This is a genomic window from Enterobacter sp. PL_is511, assembly GCF_055816065.1.
In genome coordinates, this window is the sequence record NZ_JBVPGP010000023.1 from 524,368 (window position 1) to 543,923 (window position 19,556).

Annotated in this window: 17 protein-coding genes; 10 read left to right on the forward strand and 7 right to left on the reverse strand. The window is 59.5% G+C overall.

Going from position 1 to position 19,556, the window contains the following annotated elements:
- The 6 genes from AC0TN7_RS14790 to hycI are packed head-to-tail and all read left to right on the forward strand — an operon-like array spanning position 1 to position 4,823.
- Positions 1-924: a respiratory chain complex I subunit 1 family protein gene (locus tag AC0TN7_RS14790; RefSeq protein ID WP_032648046.1), complete on the forward strand. Its 924-nt coding sequence runs from the start codon at positions 1-3 to the stop codon at positions 922-924.
- Between the two features lie 15 nt (positions 925-939).
- Complete coding sequence (gene hycE, locus AC0TN7_RS14795) at positions 940-2,649, forward strand: formate hydrogenlyase subunit HycE (protein WP_048993005.1); 1,710 nt, start codon at positions 940-942, stop codon at positions 2,647-2,649.
- 9 nt (positions 2,650-2,658) lie between these two features.
- On the forward strand, positions 2,659-3,201 hold the full coding sequence (locus AC0TN7_RS14800; protein WP_048993003.1) for a formate hydrogenlyase complex iron-sulfur subunit: 543 nt from the start codon (positions 2,659-2,661) through the stop codon (positions 3,199-3,201).
- Positions 3,201-3,968 (forward strand): formate hydrogenlyase subunit HycG, encoded by a 768-nt coding sequence (gene hycG, locus AC0TN7_RS14805; RefSeq protein ID WP_048029233.1) that lies wholly within the window; start codon positions 3,201-3,203, stop codon positions 3,966-3,968. Before AC0TN7_RS14800 ends, hycG begins: the two co-directional genes overlap by 1 nt.
- Positions 3,965-4,375: a formate hydrogenlyase maturation HycH family protein gene (locus AC0TN7_RS14810; RefSeq protein ID WP_048993001.1), complete on the forward strand. Its 411-nt coding sequence runs from the start codon at positions 3,965-3,967 to the stop codon at positions 4,373-4,375. Before hycG ends, AC0TN7_RS14810 begins: the two co-directional genes overlap by 4 nt.
- Positions 4,368-4,823 carry a hydrogenase maturation peptidase HycI gene (gene hycI / locus AC0TN7_RS14815; RefSeq protein WP_024909226.1) on the forward strand — a complete coding sequence of 152 codons (456 nt, stop codon included), beginning with the start codon at positions 4,368-4,370 and terminating at the stop codon, positions 4,821-4,823. Before AC0TN7_RS14810 ends, hycI begins: the two co-directional genes overlap by 8 nt.
- A gap of 94 nt (positions 4,824-4,917) precedes the next feature.
- Here hycI and AC0TN7_RS14820 read toward each other — a convergent pair whose 3' ends face one another.
- Both AC0TN7_RS14820 and ascF read right to left on the reverse strand, forming a co-directional pair.
- A complete protein-coding gene (locus AC0TN7_RS14820; RefSeq protein ID WP_248165737.1) occupies positions 4,918-6,342 on the reverse strand; it encodes a 6-phospho-beta-glucosidase in 1,425 nt (474 codons plus the stop codon).
- A gap of 18 nt (positions 6,343-6,360) precedes the next feature.
- Positions 6,361-7,812 (reverse strand): PTS cellobiose/arbutin/salicin transporter subunit IIBC, encoded by a 1,452-nt coding sequence (gene ascF / locus AC0TN7_RS14825; protein WP_157189648.1) that lies wholly within the window; start codon positions 7,810-7,812, stop codon positions 6,361-6,363.
- A 214-nt stretch (positions 7,813-8,026) separates the two neighbouring features.
- Between ascF and AC0TN7_RS14830 the strand changes: the two genes are divergently transcribed.
- The 4 genes from AC0TN7_RS14830 to AC0TN7_RS14845 all read left to right on the forward strand — a co-directional run bounded on the left by AC0TN7_RS14830 (position 8,027) and on the right by AC0TN7_RS14845 (position 12,966).
- Complete coding sequence (locus tag AC0TN7_RS14830) at positions 8,027-9,040, forward strand: LacI family DNA-binding transcriptional regulator (RefSeq protein WP_473702235.1); 1,014 nt, start codon at positions 8,027-8,029, stop codon at positions 9,038-9,040.
- A gap of 134 nt (positions 9,041-9,174) precedes the next feature.
- A complete protein-coding gene (hydN, locus tag AC0TN7_RS14835; protein ID WP_029739520.1) occupies positions 9,175-9,720 on the forward strand; it encodes an electron transport protein HydN in 546 nt (181 codons plus the stop codon).
- A gap of 5 nt (positions 9,721-9,725) precedes the next feature.
- The gene (gene hypF, locus AC0TN7_RS14840; RefSeq protein WP_473702236.1) at positions 9,726-11,966 is read left to right on the forward strand and encodes a carbamoyltransferase HypF; all 2,241 of its coding nucleotides are present in this window, start codon (positions 9,726-9,728) and stop codon (positions 11,964-11,966) included.
- Positions 11,944-12,966 carry a HoxN/HupN/NixA family nickel/cobalt transporter gene (locus AC0TN7_RS14845; protein ID WP_248165739.1) on the forward strand — a complete coding sequence of 341 codons (1,023 nt, stop codon included), beginning with the start codon at positions 11,944-11,946 and terminating at the stop codon, positions 12,964-12,966. Before hypF ends, AC0TN7_RS14845 begins: the two co-directional genes overlap by 23 nt.
- On the opposite strand, the gene AC0TN7_RS14850 is transcribed toward AC0TN7_RS14845, so the two are convergent.
- The 5 genes from AC0TN7_RS14850 to norV all read right to left on the reverse strand — a co-directional run bounded on the left by AC0TN7_RS14850 (position 12,939) and on the right by norV (position 19,399).
- On the reverse strand, positions 12,939-14,606 hold the full coding sequence (locus AC0TN7_RS14850; RefSeq protein ID WP_248165740.1) for an SgrR family transcriptional regulator: 1,668 nt from the start codon (positions 14,604-14,606) through the stop codon (positions 12,939-12,941). The two genes, AC0TN7_RS14845 and AC0TN7_RS14850, sit on opposite strands and share 28 nt — an antisense overlap.
- Before the next feature lie 132 nt (positions 14,607-14,738).
- Positions 14,739-16,229 (reverse strand): N-acetylglucosamine-specific PTS transporter subunit IIBC, encoded by a 1,491-nt coding sequence (nagE, locus tag AC0TN7_RS14855; RefSeq protein WP_032648026.1) that lies wholly within the window; start codon positions 16,227-16,229, stop codon positions 14,739-14,741.
- Between the two features lie 187 nt (positions 16,230-16,416).
- Complete coding sequence (locus tag AC0TN7_RS14860; RefSeq protein WP_162837374.1) at positions 16,417-16,575, reverse strand: hypothetical protein; 159 nt, start codon at positions 16,573-16,575, stop codon at positions 16,417-16,419.
- A gap of 245 nt (positions 16,576-16,820) precedes the next feature.
- Positions 16,821-17,954, reverse strand: coding sequence for an NADH:flavorubredoxin reductase NorW (norW, locus tag AC0TN7_RS14865; RefSeq protein WP_473702237.1), 1,134 nt, complete (start codon positions 17,952-17,954; stop codon positions 16,821-16,823).
- Complete coding sequence (gene norV / locus AC0TN7_RS14870; RefSeq protein ID WP_473702238.1) at positions 17,951-19,399, reverse strand: anaerobic nitric oxide reductase flavorubredoxin; 1,449 nt, start codon at positions 19,397-19,399, stop codon at positions 17,951-17,953. The genes norW and norV overlap by 4 nt, the downstream gene beginning before the upstream one ends.
- Between the last annotated feature and the right edge of the window lie 157 nt (positions 19,400-19,556).

A 19,556-nucleotide genomic window follows, 5' to 3' on the forward strand; every position in this document is an offset into this window, starting at 1 on the left:
ATGAGTCTGTTACTGGCAATTCTTCAGGCGCTGGTGCTGTTCGCCGCTGCGCCGCTGCTGTCGGGCATCACGCGCGTGGCGCGCGCCCGGATGCACAACCGTCGCGGGCCTGGGGTGCTTCAGGAGTACCGCGATCTCTTCAAACTGCTTTCTCGTCAGAGCGTGGCGCCGGATGCCGCAGGCTGGGTCTTCCGCCTGACGCCGTTCGTGATGGTGGGCGTCATGCTGACCATCGCCACCGCGCTGCCGGTGGTGACGGTGGGATCGCCGCTGCCGGCGCTCGGGGATCTGATTACGCTTATCTACCTCTTTGCCATCGCCCGTTTCTTCTTTGCGATTGCGGGCCTCGACACCGGGAGCCCGTTTACCGGCATCGGTGCCAGCCGCGAGGCGATGCTCGGCGTGCTGGTTGAGCCGATCCTGCTGCTGGGGCTGTGGGTCGCCGCGCAGGTGGCGGGTTCCACCCACATCAGCTTTATCACCCACACCGTTTACCACTGGCCGGTGGCGCGCTCAATCCCGCTGGTGCTGGCGCTGTGCGCCTGCGCGTTCGCCACGTTTATTGAGATGGGCAAACTGCCGTTCGATCTGGCGGAAGCCGAGCAGGAGCTGCAGGAAGGGCCGCTTACCGAGTACAGCGGCTACGGCTTCGCGGTGCTGAAGTGGGGCATCAGCCTCAAGCAGCTGGTGGTGCTGCAGATGTTTGTCGGCGTCTTCTTCCCGTGGGGGCAGATGACGCACTTCTCCGCGGGCGGTCTGCTGCTGGCCGTCGTGGTTGCCGTCCTCAAGCTGCTGGTCGGCGTGCTGGTGATTGCCCTGTTTGAAAACAGCATGGCGCGCCTGCGTTTTGTCGAAACGTCACGCATCACCTGGGCCGGTTTTGGTTTTGCATTTTTAGCGTTCGTCTCCTTGCTGGTGGCGTGATTAAAGAGAGTATTTATGTCTGAAGAAAAGAAAGGTCAGCAGTATCTCGCCGCATTGCATCAGGCTTTCCCCGGCGTGGTGCTGGAGGAGTCCTGGCAAACCAAAGACCAGGTAACCGTCACCGTAAAGGTGAATTATCTGCCGGAAGTGGTGGAGTTTCTCTACTACCGGCAGGGCGGCTGGCTGTCGGTACTGTTCGGCAACGACGAGCGCCAGCTGTGCGGCAGCTATGCGGTGTACTACGTGATGTCGATGGAGCAGGGCGAAAAATGCTGGCTCACCGTGCGCGTCGAAGTCGACCCGAATAAGCCGGAATATCCGTCCGTCACGCCGCGCGTGCCTGCCGCCGTCTGGGGCGAGCGCGAAGTGCGCGACATGTACGGCCTGGTGCCGGTCGGCCTGCCGGACGAGCGCCGCCTGGTGCTACCGGACGACTGGCCGGACGAGCTCTATCCGCTGCGCAAAGACAGCATGGACTACCGCCAGCGCCCGGCGCCGACTACCGACAGCGAAACCTACGAATTCATCAACGAGCTGGGCAGCAAGAAGAATAACGTGGTGCCGATCGGCCCGCTGCACGTCACCTCTGACGAGCCGGGCCACTTCCGCCTGTTCGTCGACGGTGAAAACATTATCGACGCCGACTACCGCCTGTTCTACGTCCACCGCGGCATGGAAAAGCTGGCGGAAACCCGCATGGGCTACAACGAAGTCACGTTTCTTTCTGACCGCGTGTGCGGCATCTGCGGCTTCGCCCACAGCACCGCCTACACCACCTCGGTGGAGAACGGCATGGGGATCGTGGTGCCGGAACGCGCGCAGATGATCCGCGCCATTCTGCTGGAGGTGGAGCGCCTGCACTCGCACCTGCTGAACCTCGGCCTGGCCTGCCACTTCGTCGGCTTTGACTCCGGGTTTATGCAGTTCTTCCGCGTGCGTGAAGCGTCGATGAAGATGGCGGAGATCCTCACCGGGGCGCGCAAAACCTACGGTCTGAACCTGATCGGCGGGATCCGCCGCGACCTGCTGAAGGATGACATGATCCAGACCCGCCAGCTGGCGCAGCAGATGCGCCGCGACGTGCAGGAGCTGGTGGACATGCTGCTCAGCACGCCAAACATCGAGCAGCGCACCGTCGGCATCGGCCGCCTTGACCCGGAAATCGCCCGCGACTTCAGCAACGTCGGCCCGATGGTGCGCGCCAGCGGCCACGCCCGCGACACGCGTGCCGATCACCCGTTCGTCGGCTACGGCCTGCTGCCGATGACCGTGCACAGCGAGCAGGGCTGCGACGTCATCTCGCGGCTCAAGGTGCGCATCAACGAGGTGTTTACCGCCCTGAACATGATCGACTTTGGTCTGGACAACCTGCCGGGCGGCCCGCTGATGGTGGAGGGCTTCACCTACATCCCAAACCGCTTTGCCCTTGGCTTTGCCGAAGCGCCGCGCGGGGACGATATCCACTGGAGCATGACCGGCGACAACCAGAAGCTCTACCGCTGGCGTTGCCGCGCGGCCACCTACGCCAACTGGCCAACCCTGCGCTACATGCTGCGCGGTAACACCGTGTCTGACGCGCCGCTGATCATCGGCAGCCTCGACCCGTGCTACTCCTGCACCGACCGCATGACCGTGGTCGATGTGCGCAAGAAGAAAAGCCAGGTGGTGCCGTACAAAGAGCTTGAGCGCTACAGCATCGAGCGTAAGAACTCGCCGCTGAAATAAGGACTCGCCATGTTTACCTTTATCAAAAAAGTGATCAAAACGGGCACGCAGACCAGCAGCTATCCGCTGGAGCCGATGCCGGTGGATAAAAACTTTCGCGGCAAGCCGGAGCACAACCCGCAGCAGTGCATCGGCTGCGCGGCCTGCGTCAACGCCTGCCCGTCGAATGCCTTAACGGTCGAGACGGATCTCAAAACCGGCGAGCTGGCCTGGCAGTTCAACCTCGGGCGCTGCATCTTCTGCGGCCGCTGCGAAGAGGTGTGCCCGACGGTCGCCATTCGCCTGTCGCAGGAGTACGAGCTGGCGGTGTGGAAGAAAGAGGACTTCCTGCAGCAGTCGCGCTTTGACCTGTGCAACTGCCGCGTCTGCAAACGCCCGTTCGCCGTGCAAAAAGAGATCGACTACGCCATCGCGCTGCTGCAGCACAACGGCGACGCCCGTGCGGAGCATCACCGCGAAAGCTTTGAAACCTGCCCGGCGTGCAAGCGTCAGAAGTGCCTGCTGCCGTCCGACCGTATTGATATCACCCGCCATATGAGAGAGGCCAGCTGATGGAAAACCTACTGGGCCCGCGCGACGCTAACGGCATTCCGGTGCCGATGACGGTGGACGAATCCATCGCCAGCATGAAGGCGTCGCTGCTGAAAAAAATCAAACGCTCCGCCTACGTCTACCGCGTGGACTGCGGGGGCTGCAACGGCTGCGAGATTGAGATCTTCGCTACGCTGTCGCCGCTGTTTGACGCGGAGCGCTTCGGCATCAAAGTGGTGCCATCCCCGCGTCATGCGGACATTCTGCTGTTCACCGGGGCCGTCACCCGCGCAATGCGCTCGCCCGCGCTGCGCGCCTGGCAGTCCGCCCCTGATCCGAAAATCTGCATCTCGTACGGCGCCTGCGGCAACAGCGGCGGCATCTTCCATGACCTCTACTGCGTCTGGGGCGGCACCGACAAAATCGTGCCGGTGGACGTCTACATTCCGGGCTGCCCGCCGACGCCTGCCGCCACGCTGTACGGCTTTGCCATGGCGCTTGGCCTGCTGGAGCAAAAAATCCACGCGCGCGAGCCGGGCGAGTTGGACAACCAGCCAGCGGCCATTCTGCACCCGGATATGGTGCAGCCGCTGCGGGTGAAGGTGGATCGCACGGCGCGCAGGCTGGCGGGCTACCGCTACGGCCGTCAGATTGCCGACGACTATCTGCGCCTGCTGAGCCAGGGCGAGCATCAGGTCGCACGCTGGCTGGAGGCGGAAAACGATCCGCGCCTCAATGAGATTGTGGCGAACCTGAACAGTATCGTCGATGAGGCGCGTATCCGATGAGTGAAACGGTGGTGTTCAGCCAGCTGAGCCGTAAGTTTATTGATGAGAACGATGCCACGCCGGATGCGGCGCAGCAGGTGGTCTATTACAGCCTGGCGATTGGGCATCACCTCGGGGTGATCGACTGCCTGGAGGCGGCGCTGAGCTGTCCGTGGTCCGAGTATCTGGCGTGGATCGCCACGCTGGAGGAGGGCAGTACGGCGCGTCGCAAGATGGAAGGCGTGCCGAAGTACGGCGAGATCGTGATCGATGCCAACCACATTGCGATGCTCGCCAACGCCTTTGACGCGGCGCTCGGCAGGCAAACCCCCGGGCAGCAGGCGTGGAGCAAAACGCTGCTCGGCATGCTGCATGATATTCATCAGGAGAGTGCCATCTACCTGATGGTGAGGAGATTACGTGACTGACGTTTTACTGTGTGTCGGCAACAGCATGATGGGCGATGACGGCGCGGGTCCGCTGCTGGCGGAGATGTGCGCCGCGAACCCGCAGGGCAGCTGGGTGGTGATTGACGGCGGCAGCGCGCCGGAAAACGACGTGGTCGCCATTCGCGAACTGCGCCCGGACAGGCTGTTAATCGTCGATGCCACCGATATGGGACTCAACCCCGGCGAGATCCGCCTGATTGACCCGGACGACATCGCCGAGATGTTTATGATGACTACCCACAATATGCCGCTGAACTACCTGGTCGATCAGATTAAAGACGACGTGGGCGAGGTGCTGTTTTTGGGCATTCAGCCGGATATTGTCGGGTTTTATTACCCGATGACGCCGCCGGTGAAAGCGGCGGTGGAAGTGGTGTATTCACGGCTTGCGGAGTGGGGTGGGGACGGGGATTTCTCCCGGCTCTGAGCAGTGCCGGGTGGCGGCTTCGCCTTACCCGGCCTACCAAACCCATCTCCCTCTCCCTCTCCCTGTGGGAGAGGGCTGGGGTGAGGGCAACAGGCTATTCGAGATCCGCCCCGTTACTCGCAATCACCTTCTTATACCACCAGAACGATTTCTTGCGTTTGCGCTCCAGCGTGCCGTTCCCGGCGTCGTCGCGGTCGACATAGACAAACCCGTAGCGCTTGCTCATCTCCCCGGTTGAGGCAGAGACAAGGTCAATACAGCCCCAGGTGGTGTAGCCCATCAGCGGCACGCCGTCCTCAATCGCGTCGCCCATCGCGCGGATATGCTCGCGCAGATAGCTAATGCGGTAGTCGTCGTTAATCTCGCCGTTTTCATCAACGACATCTTTCGCTCCCAGGCCGTTTTCCACCAGGAACAGCGGCTTCTGGTAGCGGTCGTACATCATGTTCATGGTGATGCGCAGGCCGAGCGGGTCGATGCCCCAGCCCCATTCGCTCACCTGAATGTGCGGGTTGCGCAGAGATTTGACGATGTTCGCCGCATTGGTGTTGTTCGCGTTCATATCCGCCGAGGCGCAGCGCGAGGCGTAATAGCTGAACGAGACAAAGTCGACGGTGTTTTTCAGAAGTAGATCATCGCCCGGGTCTTTAACAATCACCACGCCTTTCTCGCGGAACACGCGGGCGGAGTAGGCCGGATAGCTGCCGCGCGCCTGCACGTCGATAAAGAACAGGTTCTCGCGGTCTTTCTCCAGCGCCATCCACACGTCTTCCGGCTTGCAGGAGTAAGGGTAGAAGTTACCACCCGCCAGCATGCAGCCCACCTGGTTTTCCGGGTTCACCTCGTGAGCGATTTTAGTCGCCAGCGCGCTCGCCACCAGCTCGTGGTGCGCGGCCTGGTACTTCACCTGCTCTTCGTTTTCGCCTTCCTCAAACACCAGCCCCGCGCCGGAGAACGGGCTGTGCAGCATGATGTTGATTTCGTTGAAGGTCAGCCAGTATTTCACCAGCCCGTTAAATTCCTCAAAGCAGGTGCGAGCGTAGCGGGCAAAGAAATCCACCATTTTGCGGTTGCGCCAGGAGCCGTACTCCGTCACCAGGTGCATCGGCACGTCGAAGTGGCAGAGGGTCACCAGCGGCTCAATGTTGTACTTTTTGCACTCCTCGAACACCGCGCGGTAAAAGGCAATGCCCTCTTTGTTCGGCAGCGGCTCGTCGCCGTTCGGATAGAGGCGGCTCCAGGCGATCGAGGTGCGGAACACCGTAAAGCCCATCTCCGCCATCAGGGCGATGTCCTCTTTATAGCGATGGTAAAAATCAATCGCCTCGTGGCTCGGGTAGAACTCGTCGTCATGCAGCGAGAAACGCTTTTCCTTACCCAGCTTCACCGCCAGGCGATTCGCGCCGTGGGGAATCATATCGACCGTCGTCAGCCCTTTGCCGCCCTCACGGTAAGCGCCTTCACTCTGGTTGGCGGCAAGCGCGCCGCCCCATAAAAATCCTTGTGGAAACACAGACATTCTTACCTCGCTTTCAATTTATGCTTTTGCTGCGTTGTTCTGTACCGGTGCGGTCTGCAGGGCGCGCGCTTTTTCGGCGTCGTCTTCGACCGGAATATCCTCAAAGCCCAGTATCAGGGTCAGAACAAACGACAGCACCACTGCCAGACCCATTACGCCAAACACCCAGACGATGGTCATCGGGTTCGCCGGGTCGAAGAACTGTACGCTGGTAAACAGCCCCGGTGCCGCCATCGAGTGGCTGGCAAGACCCGCGATACCGGCTACCGCGCCGCAGATAAATCCGCTGATCAGACTCGCGATCAGCGGACGTTTCAGACGCACCGCCACGCCGTACAGGGCCGGTTCAGAGATCCCCGCCATAATAGCGGAGGCCGCCGCCGCCAGTGCCGTCTGGCGCAACTCCGGGTTTTTAGTTTTCCACGCCACCGCCAGTGACGAGCCGCCGAGCGACAGGTTAGCGCCGATTTCCGACGGCATGACCATCCCTTCTTTGCCCGTTTCGGCAATGGTCTGAATGATGGTTGGCGTAAACACGCGGTGCATCCCGGTCATGACCAGCAGCGGCCACAGCGCGCCCATAATGGCCACGGAGAGCCAGCCCAGATAGCCGTGAATGGTGTAAACCAGCGCGGAGATGGCGCTACCGATCCAGATGCCCAGCGGCCCAATCAGCACGATGGCGAGCGGGGCGGCAATCAGCACGATCAGCATCGGCTTGAGGAAGTTTTTGGTTACCGCCGGGGTGATGCGATCCACCCAGCGCTCGATGTATGACAGGCACCAGGTCATCACCAGCGCGGGGATGACGGTGTAGGTGTATTTCACCGCCGTCACCGGGATAAAGGCGAACTCGACGTGCTCGCCCTGCGCGGCTTTCGCCATCAGCTCGATAAAGCTCGGGTGCACCAGCACGCCCGCAATGGCGATGGCCAGCGACATGTTGGTTTTGAACTTCACCGCCGCCGAGGCCGCCACCATCAGCGGCAGGAAGAAGAACGCGCCGTCGCCGATGACGGTCAGAATAGTGAGCGTCGGCGCGCCTTTTGGCAGCACGCCGGTCATCTCAAGGATCATCGCCAGCAGCTTGACCATTGAGCCGCCGATGATCGCCGGGATCAGCGGGGACATGGTGCCGATCAGCGCGTCGAGGATCCCGGCGCCAATGCGGCGCAGCGTCAGCTTTTGCGGGCCTTCCGGTACGGCAGGCTGCAGGCTGGTTGGCAGCAGGCTCACCACTTCGCGGTACGCCTGCGAAACGGTGTTGCCGATGATGACCTGGCACTGGTTGTCGGTGCGCACCACACCGAGCACGCCGCTGATGCTTTTCAGGCGCGCGGTGTCGGTAAGGCTTTCGTCTTTCAGAACGAAACGAAGTCGCGTCATGCAGTGGGTGACGGCGACGATATTCTCTTTGCCACCCAGCGCGCTGACAACGTCGTTCGCCAGCGCAGCGTAATTTTTGGCCATCGGATGTGATCCTGTTATTGTTGTGTGAAATGTAGGAAACCGGTTCCACATAATCATCATGAGTTTCTTTGGATGAAACAAGATCGCTTTTTGACCATTTTTTTATTTCGTGACGCAGATCACCAGCAGGAACCCAAAGCGTGATTTCACCGCTGCGACAATTTTTCTGCAGTGCAGTACACTGCGCTCCATCAGATGCAGACGGAATAACAACATGACCACGATGCTTGAAGTGGCGAAGCGGGCAGGCGTTTCGAAAGCCACGGTGTCCCGGGTGCTGTCGGGCAATGGCTATGTCAGCCAGGAGACCAAAGACAGGGTTTTTCAGGCCATTGAAGAGAGCGGCTATCGCCCAAATTTGCTGGCGCGCAACCTGGCGACCAAACGTACCCAGACGCTGGGCCTGGTGGTGACGAACACCCTTTATCACGGCGTCTACTTTAGCGAGCTGCTGTTTCACGCCGCGCGCATGACGGAAGAGAAAGGGCGGCAGCTGATCCTCGCGGACGGCAAGCACAGCGCGGATGAAGAGCGCGAGGCGATCCAGTATTTGCTCGATATGCGCTGCGACGCGGTGATCATCTATCCGCGTTTTCTGAGCGTGGAGGAGATGGATGAGATCGTCGAGAAGTGCGAGCAGCCCATTATGGTGCTCAACCGCCGCCTGCGGAAAAACAGCAGCCACAGCGTGTGGTCCGATCATAAAGCCTCCAGCCAGGACGCGGTGTCACAGCTGATTGCGAAAGGGCATCGGGAGATCGCCTTTATCACCGGCTCGCTGGATTCTCCCACCGGGGTTGAGCGTCTCTCCGGCTATAAGGACGCGCTGGCGCAGCACGGTATTCCGCTGCGCGAGGGGCTGATTGCGCAGGGGAAGTGGAACCCCGCCAGCGGCGCGGCGGCGGTGTCCAAACTGCTTGCTCGCGGTGAACGCTTTACGGCGCTGGTGGCGAGTAATGACGACATGGCAATTGGCGCCATGAAGCAGCTGCACGACAGCGGCGTAGCCGCACCGGACGCGGTGTCGGTGATCGGTTTTGACGACGTGGCCATCGCGCCTTACATTGTGCCGTCGCTTTCCAGCGTACGCATCCCGGTAACGGAGATGATCAAAGAGACCATCAGCCGCCTGATCTTCATGCTCGACGGCGGCGAGTTTAAATATCAGCAAATTTTCTCCGGCGAGCTTGTCCTGCGCGACTCGGTTATTGACGGCCCGCACCGCTGATGTCGACAGCTGTCATCGTCATAAGTGACGATGACAGCACCGCTTTTATTTTTAAAACCAAATAAAATCAATAAGTTAATTATTGGCACGGTTTATGAATATCTCCGGGCATAACTGTAATGCTGGAGAAGCAGATGAACCGTTTTATTATGGCCGATGCCAGTAAGTGTATTGGTTGCCGTACCTGTGAAGTGGCGTGCGTGGTTTCCCATCAGGCGGAGCAGGACTGCGCGTCGCTTACCCCTGACACGTTTTTGCCGCGCATCCACGTCATCAAAGGCGTGAATATTTCCACCGCCGCCATCTGTCGCCAGTGCGAAGACGCACCGTGCGCCAACGTCTGCCCGAACGGGGCGATTAAACGCGAGAAGGGCTTTGTGCACGTGATGCAGGAGCGCTGCATTGGCTGCAAAACCTGCGTGGTCGCCTGCCCGTACGGCGCGATGGAGGTGGTGGTCCGTCCGGTGGTACGCAACAGCGGTATGGGACTGAGCGTGCGCGCGGACAAAGCCGAAGCCAACAAATGTGACCTGTGCTACCACCGCGACGCCGGCCCGGCCTGCATGGAAGCCTGCCCGACGCACGCGCTGGTCTGCGTGGATCGCGACAAGCTTGAGCAGATGAGCGCCGAAAAGCGGCGTCGCGCGGCGTTCGACACCTCGTCATCGCTGCTGTTCTGAACCGTATGAGCAGCAACGGCGTTCAGCTGCGCGTGCGCGGCAAGGTGCAGGGCGTCGGGTTTCGTCCCTTCGTCTGGCAGCTGGCGCAGGCGCTTCAGTTGACCGGTGACGTCTGCAATGACGGAGAGGGCGTGCTGGTGCGCCTCGTGGGTAATGGGGGGGCCTTTACCGCGAGGCTGCATCAGGACTGCCCGCCGCTGGCACGCATTGACCGCGTGGAAGCGCAGCCGTTTACCTGGGCGCACGTACCGGAGGACTTTACCATCCGCCACAGCGCGGCCGGGACAATGGACACCCAGATTGTGCCGGATGCCGCCACCTGTCCGGCGTGTCTGGCTGAGATGTGCGACCCACTCGAACGCCGTTATCGCTATCCGTTTATCAACTGCACCCACTGCGGGCCGCGGTTTACCATTATCCGCGCCATGCCCTACGACCGCCCGGCCACGGCAATGGCGCCGTTCCCGCTCTGTGGACCGTGTGAAGCCGAGTACCGCAATCCTGCCGACCGCCGTTTTCACGCCCAGCCGGTCGCCTGCCCGGACTGCGGGCCCGCGCTTATGTGGCGTGCGGGCGACATGACTGCTGAGCGCGAGGCTGCGCTGCGCGCAGCGGTGGCGATGCTGAAAAGCGGCGGTATAGTCGCGGTTAAAGGGCTGGGGGGCTTTCACCTGGTCTGCGACGCGCGTAACCCGCAGGCGGTCGCGACGCTTCGGTCACGCAAGCAGCGGCCCGCGAAGCCGCTGGCGGTGATGATCCCGCATGCGGATGACCTGCCGGAGACGGTTCAGGCGCTGCTATGCTCACCCGCCGCACCCATTGTGCTCACGCCAAAAGCCTGGCTGCCCGCGTTCCCGGAAGGTATCGCGCCCGGTCTGGATTCCGTGGGCATCATGCTTCCTGCGAACCCGCTGCAGCACCTTCTTATGATGGACTGCCAGCGACCGCTGGTGATGACTTCCGGCAACCTTAGCGGCAGGCCGCCTGCCATCACCAACCGGCAGGCGCTGGATGAGCTCAGCGGCATCGCGGACGGCTTCTTGCTGCACAATCGCGATATTCTTCAACGAATGGACGATTCGGTGGTGGATCGGGACGGCGCAATGCTGCGCCGGGCGCGCGGTTTTGTGCCGGATGCCATCACGTTGCCTGCGGGATTCGAGAATATCCCCGCCACGTTATGCACCGGTGCGGAGATGAAAAACACCTTCTGCCTGGTGCGTGGCAACCAGGCGGTGCTGAGCCAGCATTTTGGCGATCTCGGTGACGAGGGTGTCGAAGCGCAGTGGCGCGGCGCACTCTCGACGATGCAGGACATCTACGCCTTCGAGCCGGAGCGCGTGGTGTGCGACGCCCATCCGGGGTACCGCGCGCGCCAGTGGGCGCAGGCGCAGGGGCTGCCCGTTGAAACCGTGCTGCACCATCACGCCCACGCGGCGGCGTGCCTGGCGGAAAACGGCTGGCCGCGGGAGGGCGGAGATGTTATCGCCCTGACGCTGGATGGGATCGGCATGGGTGAAAACGGCGCGCTGTGGGGCGGGGAGTGCCTGCGTGTCAACTATCTCGAGTGCGCGCATTTAGGTGGCCTGCCTGCCGTTGCGCTGCCGGGGGGCGATCTGGCGGCGCGGCAGCCGTGGCGCAACCTGCTCGCCCAGTGCCTGGCGTTTGTCCCTGACTGGCAGCGCTATCCGGAAACGCGCGCGGTACAGCGTCAGAACTGGCCGCTGCTGGCGAAGGCTATCCAGCGCGGCGTCAACGCGCCGCGGGCGTCGTCGTGCGGTCGCCTGTTTGATGCCGTCGCCTGCGCGCTGGGTATCGAAACCCAATCCTGGGAAGGTGAAGCGGCCTGCAGGCTGGAAGCGCTGGCGGCACAGTGCAACGGCGTCGAACACCCGGTTACGCTGTCGGTGGAAGACTTCGCGCTTTTCTGGCAGCAGTGGCTGAGCTGGCAGGCGGAACCCTGCGAGCGCGCGTGGGCGTTTCACGACGCGCTGGCAAAAGGGCTGGCGGAGCTCGCTGCGTTCCATGCCCGGCGCTTATCGCTGTCGACAATCTGTCTCAGCGGCGGTGTGTTGCACAACCGTCTGCTGCGCGCGCGCCTGCGTCATTACCTTTCTGACTTTACGCTTCTTTTTCCTTCGCGCCTGCCCGCAGGTGACGGAGCGATCTCCTTCGGGCAGGCGGTGGTCGCCGCAGCCCGGTCATGTTTACAAAGGACTAAAAATGTTACGACTGTTACGCAATGAACCTCGCGCCGCGCTCCTGCTGCTGGCTCTGGTAATGGCAAACCTGCTGGCCTGGGGATGGGCATGGCACACCTTTAGCGGCAGCACGGCGCTGATGGCGGCAAGTCTGCTGGCGTGGTGTTACGGGCTGCGACACGCGGTGGACGCTGACCACATTGCCGCCATTGATACCGTGACGCGTAAGATGATGCAGCAGGGCAAACGCCCGTCCGGCGTGGGGGCGTGGTTCTCGCTGGGCCACTCCACCATCGTGGTGCTGGCCTCCATTGCCATCGCCGCTACCGCCACGGCGTTTCAGAAAAACATGGAATGGTTCCACGAAACTGGCAGCCTGATTGGTACCGCCGTTTCCGCGACCTTCCTGCTGGCGATGGCGCTGGTGAATATGGTGATCCTGCGCGGCGTCTGGCGCAGTTTTCAGGCGCTGAAACACGGCAGGCCCGTGCAGGGCGATATCACGCTCCCTGCCCAGGGCGGCGTCATGAACTGGCTGTTTGGCAAGACCTTCCGCCTCGTCAATAAAAGCTGGCAGATGTACCTGGTCGGTTTCCTGTTTGGCCTCGGCTTTGACACGGCCACCGAGATTGGCGTGCTGGGGATCTCTGCCGCCAGTGCCTCCAGCGGGATGTCGGTGTGGTCAATCATGATCTTCCCGGCGCTCTTCGCCAGCGGCATGGCGCTGGTGGATACCCTCGATAACCTGTTGATGGTCGGTGCCTACGGCTGGGCGTTTAACAAGCCGCAGCGCAAGCTCTATTACAACATGACCATCACCGGCACCTCCGTGGTGGTGGCGCTGTTTATCGGCGGGCTGGAAGCGCTGGGTCTGCTGATGGATAAATTTGCCCTCAGCGGCGGCGTCTGGGATCTGATTGGCGCGGTAAACGACAACCTGGGCAACGCCGGGTTTGTGGTGGTCGGGCTGTTCGTTGCCTGCTGGCTGATCTCCATGGTCAACTACCGCTGGCGCGGCTACGACGCGCTGGTGGTGCGATCCTGAGCAGGGGGTAGCCAGGCGCGGGTAAAATCAAGCCAGCCGCTGGCGGTCAGCACAATGTCCTGCACGTTTTCCAGGGTGTTAAGACGGTAGCGGTAGTGGAAAAGCGGCGTACAGGCGCCGCTTTCCAGCAAGGAATGAAAGAAGGAGGGCAGGTGATTATTCAGGGTCTCCTCACTTTCACAATAACCCATCAGTTTCTGCTTCTCTTCTTGCCAGGTGTCCTCGCCTAAGGCCGTGGCCCACGCAGGCTCATCAAAAAACCACTCCACCAGGGCAAAGCCTGGCAGTTCACCCGCCAGATAGTCACCCAACAAAAGATCGGCCTGATCCAACGCGTTATGACCATGCCACTCTTCGCGATCTTTCCATTTCACCGTCACGTTGCAGCTGTGCTTTTTCAGGCGCGCGCGCAGAATATCGGCCAGTTCGCACAGTTCAGGTGTGTGATAGCAAACCAGCGAAAGCGTGGCGGGAAGCATCGCTTCCGAAGCCTGCGGGTATTGCGGTGGTGTCAGGCCTGGCAGTATTTCCGTTTGGGTTTCTAAATCATCCCGATGGAGAAACTGTTGATGAGTCATGCTCTGAATTTCCTGACGTAGCCAGGCCGCAAGCGGCTCGGGTAACCTGGCGTTTATCATTAGCCAGGCGAATCCGCCGCTGGTGGACGTTACCGCTGCCTGCGCATTTTGTCCTTTCCCGACGGTGATCCACGCCGGTTTTTGCGCCTCCGTACGGGTTCGCCAGAACTCTATCGCATGCAGTAGCGGATGGGCAGCAAAATACCAGGGCTGGCGCTCCAGGCGCAGGTAGTGAGAATGGTGGTGCGCAATGGCAAAGGGCCCGGCACCGATGTCCGGTTGCTGTGGATGTGGCAGGCGGCATACGTGGTGCGCGAGACGATGCGCCAGCATCGCATCGGGGATGGTCAGCTGTATCTCCAGACACCAGGGGGCAATAAGCAACGCCTTGCAGACGTGAGTCAGACCTGCATTGCGTGCCGGATCGGCCAATACCTGTTGCAGCGCAATGAGGATATCTTCATCGCTGATAGCTTGCCCATTGTGCCAGTGCGCACCGCTGCGCAGGTAAAAACGCCAGCGGCGTTTGTCTTCGTTGAATTCCCAGTGATGGGCTAGATCAGGTACTGGATGCGGCTGACCGGGCATATAGCGCGTTAACCCCGCGTGTACGGCGCAGATAATGTGCTGCTCAGCGCGACGACGCTGAAGCGCCGGATGAAGCGACGTCAGTGGACGATACCAGGGAATGCGCAGGGTTGGCTGGTGCTTAAGCCACTTTCCGCCTAAAAAGGGTGTGATGATGTGATGCAGGCTGGCTGGATCGCCATCAGCCAGCTGCAGCGCGCTCTGGTAATCCCCCTTCTCCAGGCAGGCGTGCATCAGAGGGGCGCTGAGTTCGCTGGTGGTTGTCAGGCAGTGCAAGATGGCGCGATGTCCCCGTCCCGGCTGAGCATTCCAGCTTAACCATCCGCTCTGCGCCAGCTGGCGCAACAGGGTACGTGCATGACGTTCACTGCACAGCGCCACCTCGGCGACTTCAGCGATAGTCGTCGGCTTTGGCTCTGCGCCATAGTGTTGATAAAGCCGTTGATACTGACGGATTTTCTGAAGCTGGCGCATGTCGACGTACCCAGGATAAAAGGTGGATGGTGAGAGTGTAGGTTTTTTTGCGGAATAATTAAGGTCTGGATTGATAAAGTGTTCCGGTTTTGTTCCCCCTCCAGGGCGGAGAGGGAACCGGATTATGCAGCGTCAGATTTCAAGCTGTGCCCGAATCTTTAGCGCAATGCTTTCTGCCTGCGGGCCCAGAATAACCTGCGCATTCTGCGTACCCATTTTGAGAATACCTTTCGCGCCTAGCGATTTCAGCACGGGCTCATCCAGCACGCTGTTATCAACGAGCGTCAGGCGCAGGCGGGTAATGCAGGCATCGACAATCCTGAGGTTGTCTTTGCCACCCAGTGCCGCGATGTATTGTGCGATGGCTTCGCTTTGATCGTCAGAGTTACCCGCTACAGCCTCGTCGTCTTCGCGGCCCGGCGTTTTCAGCTTAAAGAAGCGGATCGCGAAGGTGAATACGACAAAGTAGATCGCGAAGAACAGCACGATCAGTGGGATCAGGATCCACGGCTTAGTAGCCAGTCCCCAGTTGAGAACGAAGTCGATAAGCCCGGCAGAGAAACCAAAACCGTGCAGTACGCCGAGGCTGTTGGTGATCACCATGCTCACGCCCGCCAGTACCGCATGCAGCGCATACAGAGCAGGGGCAAGGAACAGGAAGGAGAACTCGATGGGCTCGGTAATGCCGGTCAGGAAAGCGGTCAGAGCCACGGAAAGCAGCATCCCCCCTACGGTAGCGCGACGTGCTTTCGGTGCGGCGAAATACATCGCCAGCGCAGCACCCGGCAGGCCTCCCATAAAGATCGGGTAAGCCCAGGCCATGTAAACGCCTGCATGCGGGTCACCGGCAAAGAAGCGGTTAAGGTCGCCACGGGTCAGGTCGGTTGCAATCTGCGTGATGCTGGAACCGTCAATACCCGGTACAGCACCGCCAACCACCAGCCCTTTTACCACGTCAGGGGCCAGACAGATATTGTGTACCGCGCTGGCGGCATCGTAAGTCACTTTCAGGCAGTCGCCGAGGCTAAACCAGAAGACGGAGTGCAGAATGTAATGCAAACCGAAGGGGATTAGCGCGCGGTTCAGGACACCATAAATAAACCATCCCGGTTCGCCGCTGCGGGAGACAAACAGGCTGAAGGTATCAATACCGTGCTGCACGGAAGGCCAGACATACCCGCAAATCCAGGCGATGAACAGGCAAATAAGCCCGGTTACGATCGGCACCAGGCGTTTGCCCGCAAAGAAGGCGAGAAAGTCCGGAAGTTTGGTATTTGAGAAACGGTTATAGCAGTGACCCGCGACGACACCGGCAATGATCCCGGCGAAGAAGGACATGTTAATGGATGAGTTTATGACGGCCGTGGCTTTGGTAAGCACCAGGAAACCCACCGCCCCTGCGAGGGCTGCAGCACCGGCGTTGTCTTTTGCCAGACCAATGGCGATCCCTAAGGCAAACAACAAGGGTAGACTGTCAAAGATACCGCCACCGGCGCTGGCTATAAACGGAATATTAAAAACATCAGGCTGCCCGAGGCGTAATAATATCGCTGCAACGGGCAGGGTGGCGATTGGCAACATCAGGGCTTTACCCAGACGTTGCAGATAACTAAATGCGTTCATGAGAGTGGATTCCAAAAAGGACTTAATTCACGACGAAAAATAACACCTTTTATTTTAATGCGAAAGTCCCTGTAATAAAAATGTGATGCGGAATAAATTAATTTTTATTATATTTTATTAGCGAATTGTTCACGGCATAAACAATGATGAAGTAACTAATTTGTTCCGGTTTTAAACTGGTCGTGCTTCAGTTATCACGTTTACTCACCGGCATCATCAGTTCTCTCAGGCGCTCTATGCGCGCCTCCGGGCTGAGGTAGAGCCAGCGAAACAAAATATGTTCTGATTTTTTAGCCTGTTTAAAATAGGCGGAAAGGTAGTTGAGTTCTTTGCTAAAGGTGGTCATGGGATGTCTCCGGCTAATGGGTCTATTTTTAGGATAAGCCGAAAACAGGGAATAAAACAGGCTGGTGTTTATCAGGTGTTCCGTATTTAAATATTGATGGATGTAATGGTTAAGGGATTAATGGTGTTGATTTATCTTATTTGTATTTATGTCCTGAATAGAATTCGCAAAAAAAAGGCCCCGGGACATCGGGGCTACGGATAATATAATCCAATGGTTAAGTGAGCGTGGCAAGAGATTACGGGTTACGCGGGCAGCGATTTCAGCAGAGCGAAAGCCTCCTTCATCCGATCTTCGCTAACCACAAAGGCGCGTACCTGACCTTCGGCGTCAGAGCCGCGTGCAACCATTCCGTGAGGTTCAATGGCAATCTGCCAGCTCAGATCCATGCGCTGCGTCTCCCCCGCAAGATGCAACGGTAACTCTGGCGTTTTAACCTTCACCAGCATGGCGGGGAGTTTCAGCGGTGCGCTGCCGCCGAGCAGGTTTTTCGCCAGATACATGGCGCTCAGCTGTATCGGCTGCAGGAAAGGCAGCACCTGACCGTTGATTTCAGCGCAGTCGCCTAACGCGTAAATATCGGGCTGCGTGGTTTGAAGGTAGCTATTTACCTTCACGCCACGGCCTGTTTCGGCGCCTGCACGATGCGCCAGCGCAGTTTCCGGGCGCAGGCCCGTCGCCGCGATAACCACATCCACCTCAACGCTGCGGCTGCGGTCGAGCGTGGCACGAATACCGCCTTCGGTTTTGCGCAGGCTTTGCAGCTGCGATTTCAGCAGCAGATGCACCCCCATGTCGGTCAGACGATGCTGTAAGCGACTGCTTACTTCTGCGGGCATCAGCGCCGACAGAATGCTCGCCGCATGGTCGACCAGGGTCACCGATTTGCCCGCCCGGCAGAAATCCATCGCCAGCTCGGTGCCGATCAGCCCCCCGCCGACAATCATTACCCGCTGTGCGTCGCGAAGCGCCGTTTCGCTGGCCTGATACGCCTGTTGGCTGTTGAGGGTGAGCATCAGCTCGCGGCCCTCAATCGGCGGCACGAAAGCAGAGGCACCCGTGGCCAGCACCAGCCTGTCGTACTGCCAGGTTTTCTCCTTCGCTTTCACCACGTGTGCGGCGGCGTCGATATCGGTGACCCAGGTGTACGGAAACAGACGCAGGTTGAACTGTTCCGCGAACTCCCCCGCCGTCTGGCGGGTGAGGTCTTGGGCGCGCTGATTCTGGCTAATAACGTGGCTTAAATCAGGTTTGTTGTACTCGTCCATGCTGTCGGCGGCAATCACCGTCAGCGGCACGCTGGCATCCTGCTTGCGGATGTTTTTCACCAGCTGACGGGCGGCAAAGCCCGAGCCGATGATGACGATACCGTTGCTCATTTTGCCTCCGTACCCAGTTCGTCAAAGACGTCCTTACCGAGGGAACATTCCGGGCAGAGGAAATTGTCCGGCACGTTGCGCCACGGCGTGCCCGGGGCAACATCCTGCAGCGGTTCGCCCAGGTCAGGATCGTAAATCCACTGGCAGACGCTGCACTGCATGCGCGGGCCGAGATCGGCGGCTGCCGCGGCGGCACAGGCGCAGGCTTCCTGCTGTTCGGGTGCTTTTGCCGCCACTTCCGGCAGCGGAGCGAGCGCCCACTGACGGGCAATGTCGCGACCGTGCTGGCGACAGATCTCCAGGGCGTCGATATCCGGGCGCCACTTGGCCTTCAGGCTCATGGACATCTCAAAGCCCGCATCCTGTAAGCGGGTGGAGAGACGGTCTACCGCGCCGCCGCTCCAGCCGTGGGAGCCAAAGGCGCTGGCGCGTTTGTTACGGAAGCGCAGGCCGGTCATCTCTTCTACCAGACCGGCAATTTTCGGCATCATCACGTTGTTCATGGTGGAGGTGCCCACCAGCACGCCCTTAGAGCGGAACACGTTGGTTAACACCTCATTCTTATCGCTGCGCGCCACATTGAAGATTTTCACCGCCACGTTCGGGTCCACTTCGTTGATGCCCTGGGCAATGGCGTCCGCCATCATGCGGGTGTTGTTGGACATGGTGTCGTAGAAAATAGTGATGCGGTCTTCCTGATAGTCCGCCGCCCACTTCAGGTACAGCTCGACGATCTGGGTGGGGTTTTCACGCCACACCACGCCGTGGGAGGTGGCAATCATCTCCACCGGCAGGTTGAAGCCGAGGATTTCGGTGATTTTCGGCGTGACCAGGCGGCTGAACGGCGTCAGGATGTTGGCATAGTACCGCTGGCACTGCTCGAACAGCTCTGTCTGATCCACTTCGTCATTAAACAAACGTTCGTCGCAGTAGTGCTGGCCGAAGGCGTCGTTGCTGAACAGCACCGCGTCACCGGTCATGTAGGTCATCATGCTGTCCGGCCAGTGCAGCATCGGGGTTTCCACGAAGATCAGCTGCTTGCCATTACCGATATCCAGCGCGTCGCCGGTTTTCACGATGTGGAAGTTCCACTCCGGATGGTGGTGGTGGCCGTTGATCGAGTCGATGGCGTTGGTGGTGCAGTAGATAGGTGTGTTCGGGATGTAAGACATCAGCTCGGTCAGCGCACCGGCGTGATCTTCTTCCGCGTGGTTGATGATGATGTAATCGATGGTGTCGAGATCGATTTCGCTGCGCAGGTTCTGCACGAACTCGCGGCTGAACTTGTGATCGACGGTATCGATCAGCACGTTTTTTCCTTCGCGGATGAGATAGCTGTTGTAGCTGCTGCCGCGCAGCGTTTTATATTCCGTCCCGTGGAAATCACGCACTTCCCAGTCACGTTGACCGACCCAATGAATGTTATTTTTAACCAGAATAGACATAGCAACCTCTACGTAATACAGCATTTTCAAATAAGATGGTTTGCTTATATCAAGTTGCGTGCCAACTTTTAATTTATTGATTTTACTTAATTAATTTTTTTATGATCCGTAATGGGTAGTCATTATGACTATTCAAAACAGTGTCACTATGACAATA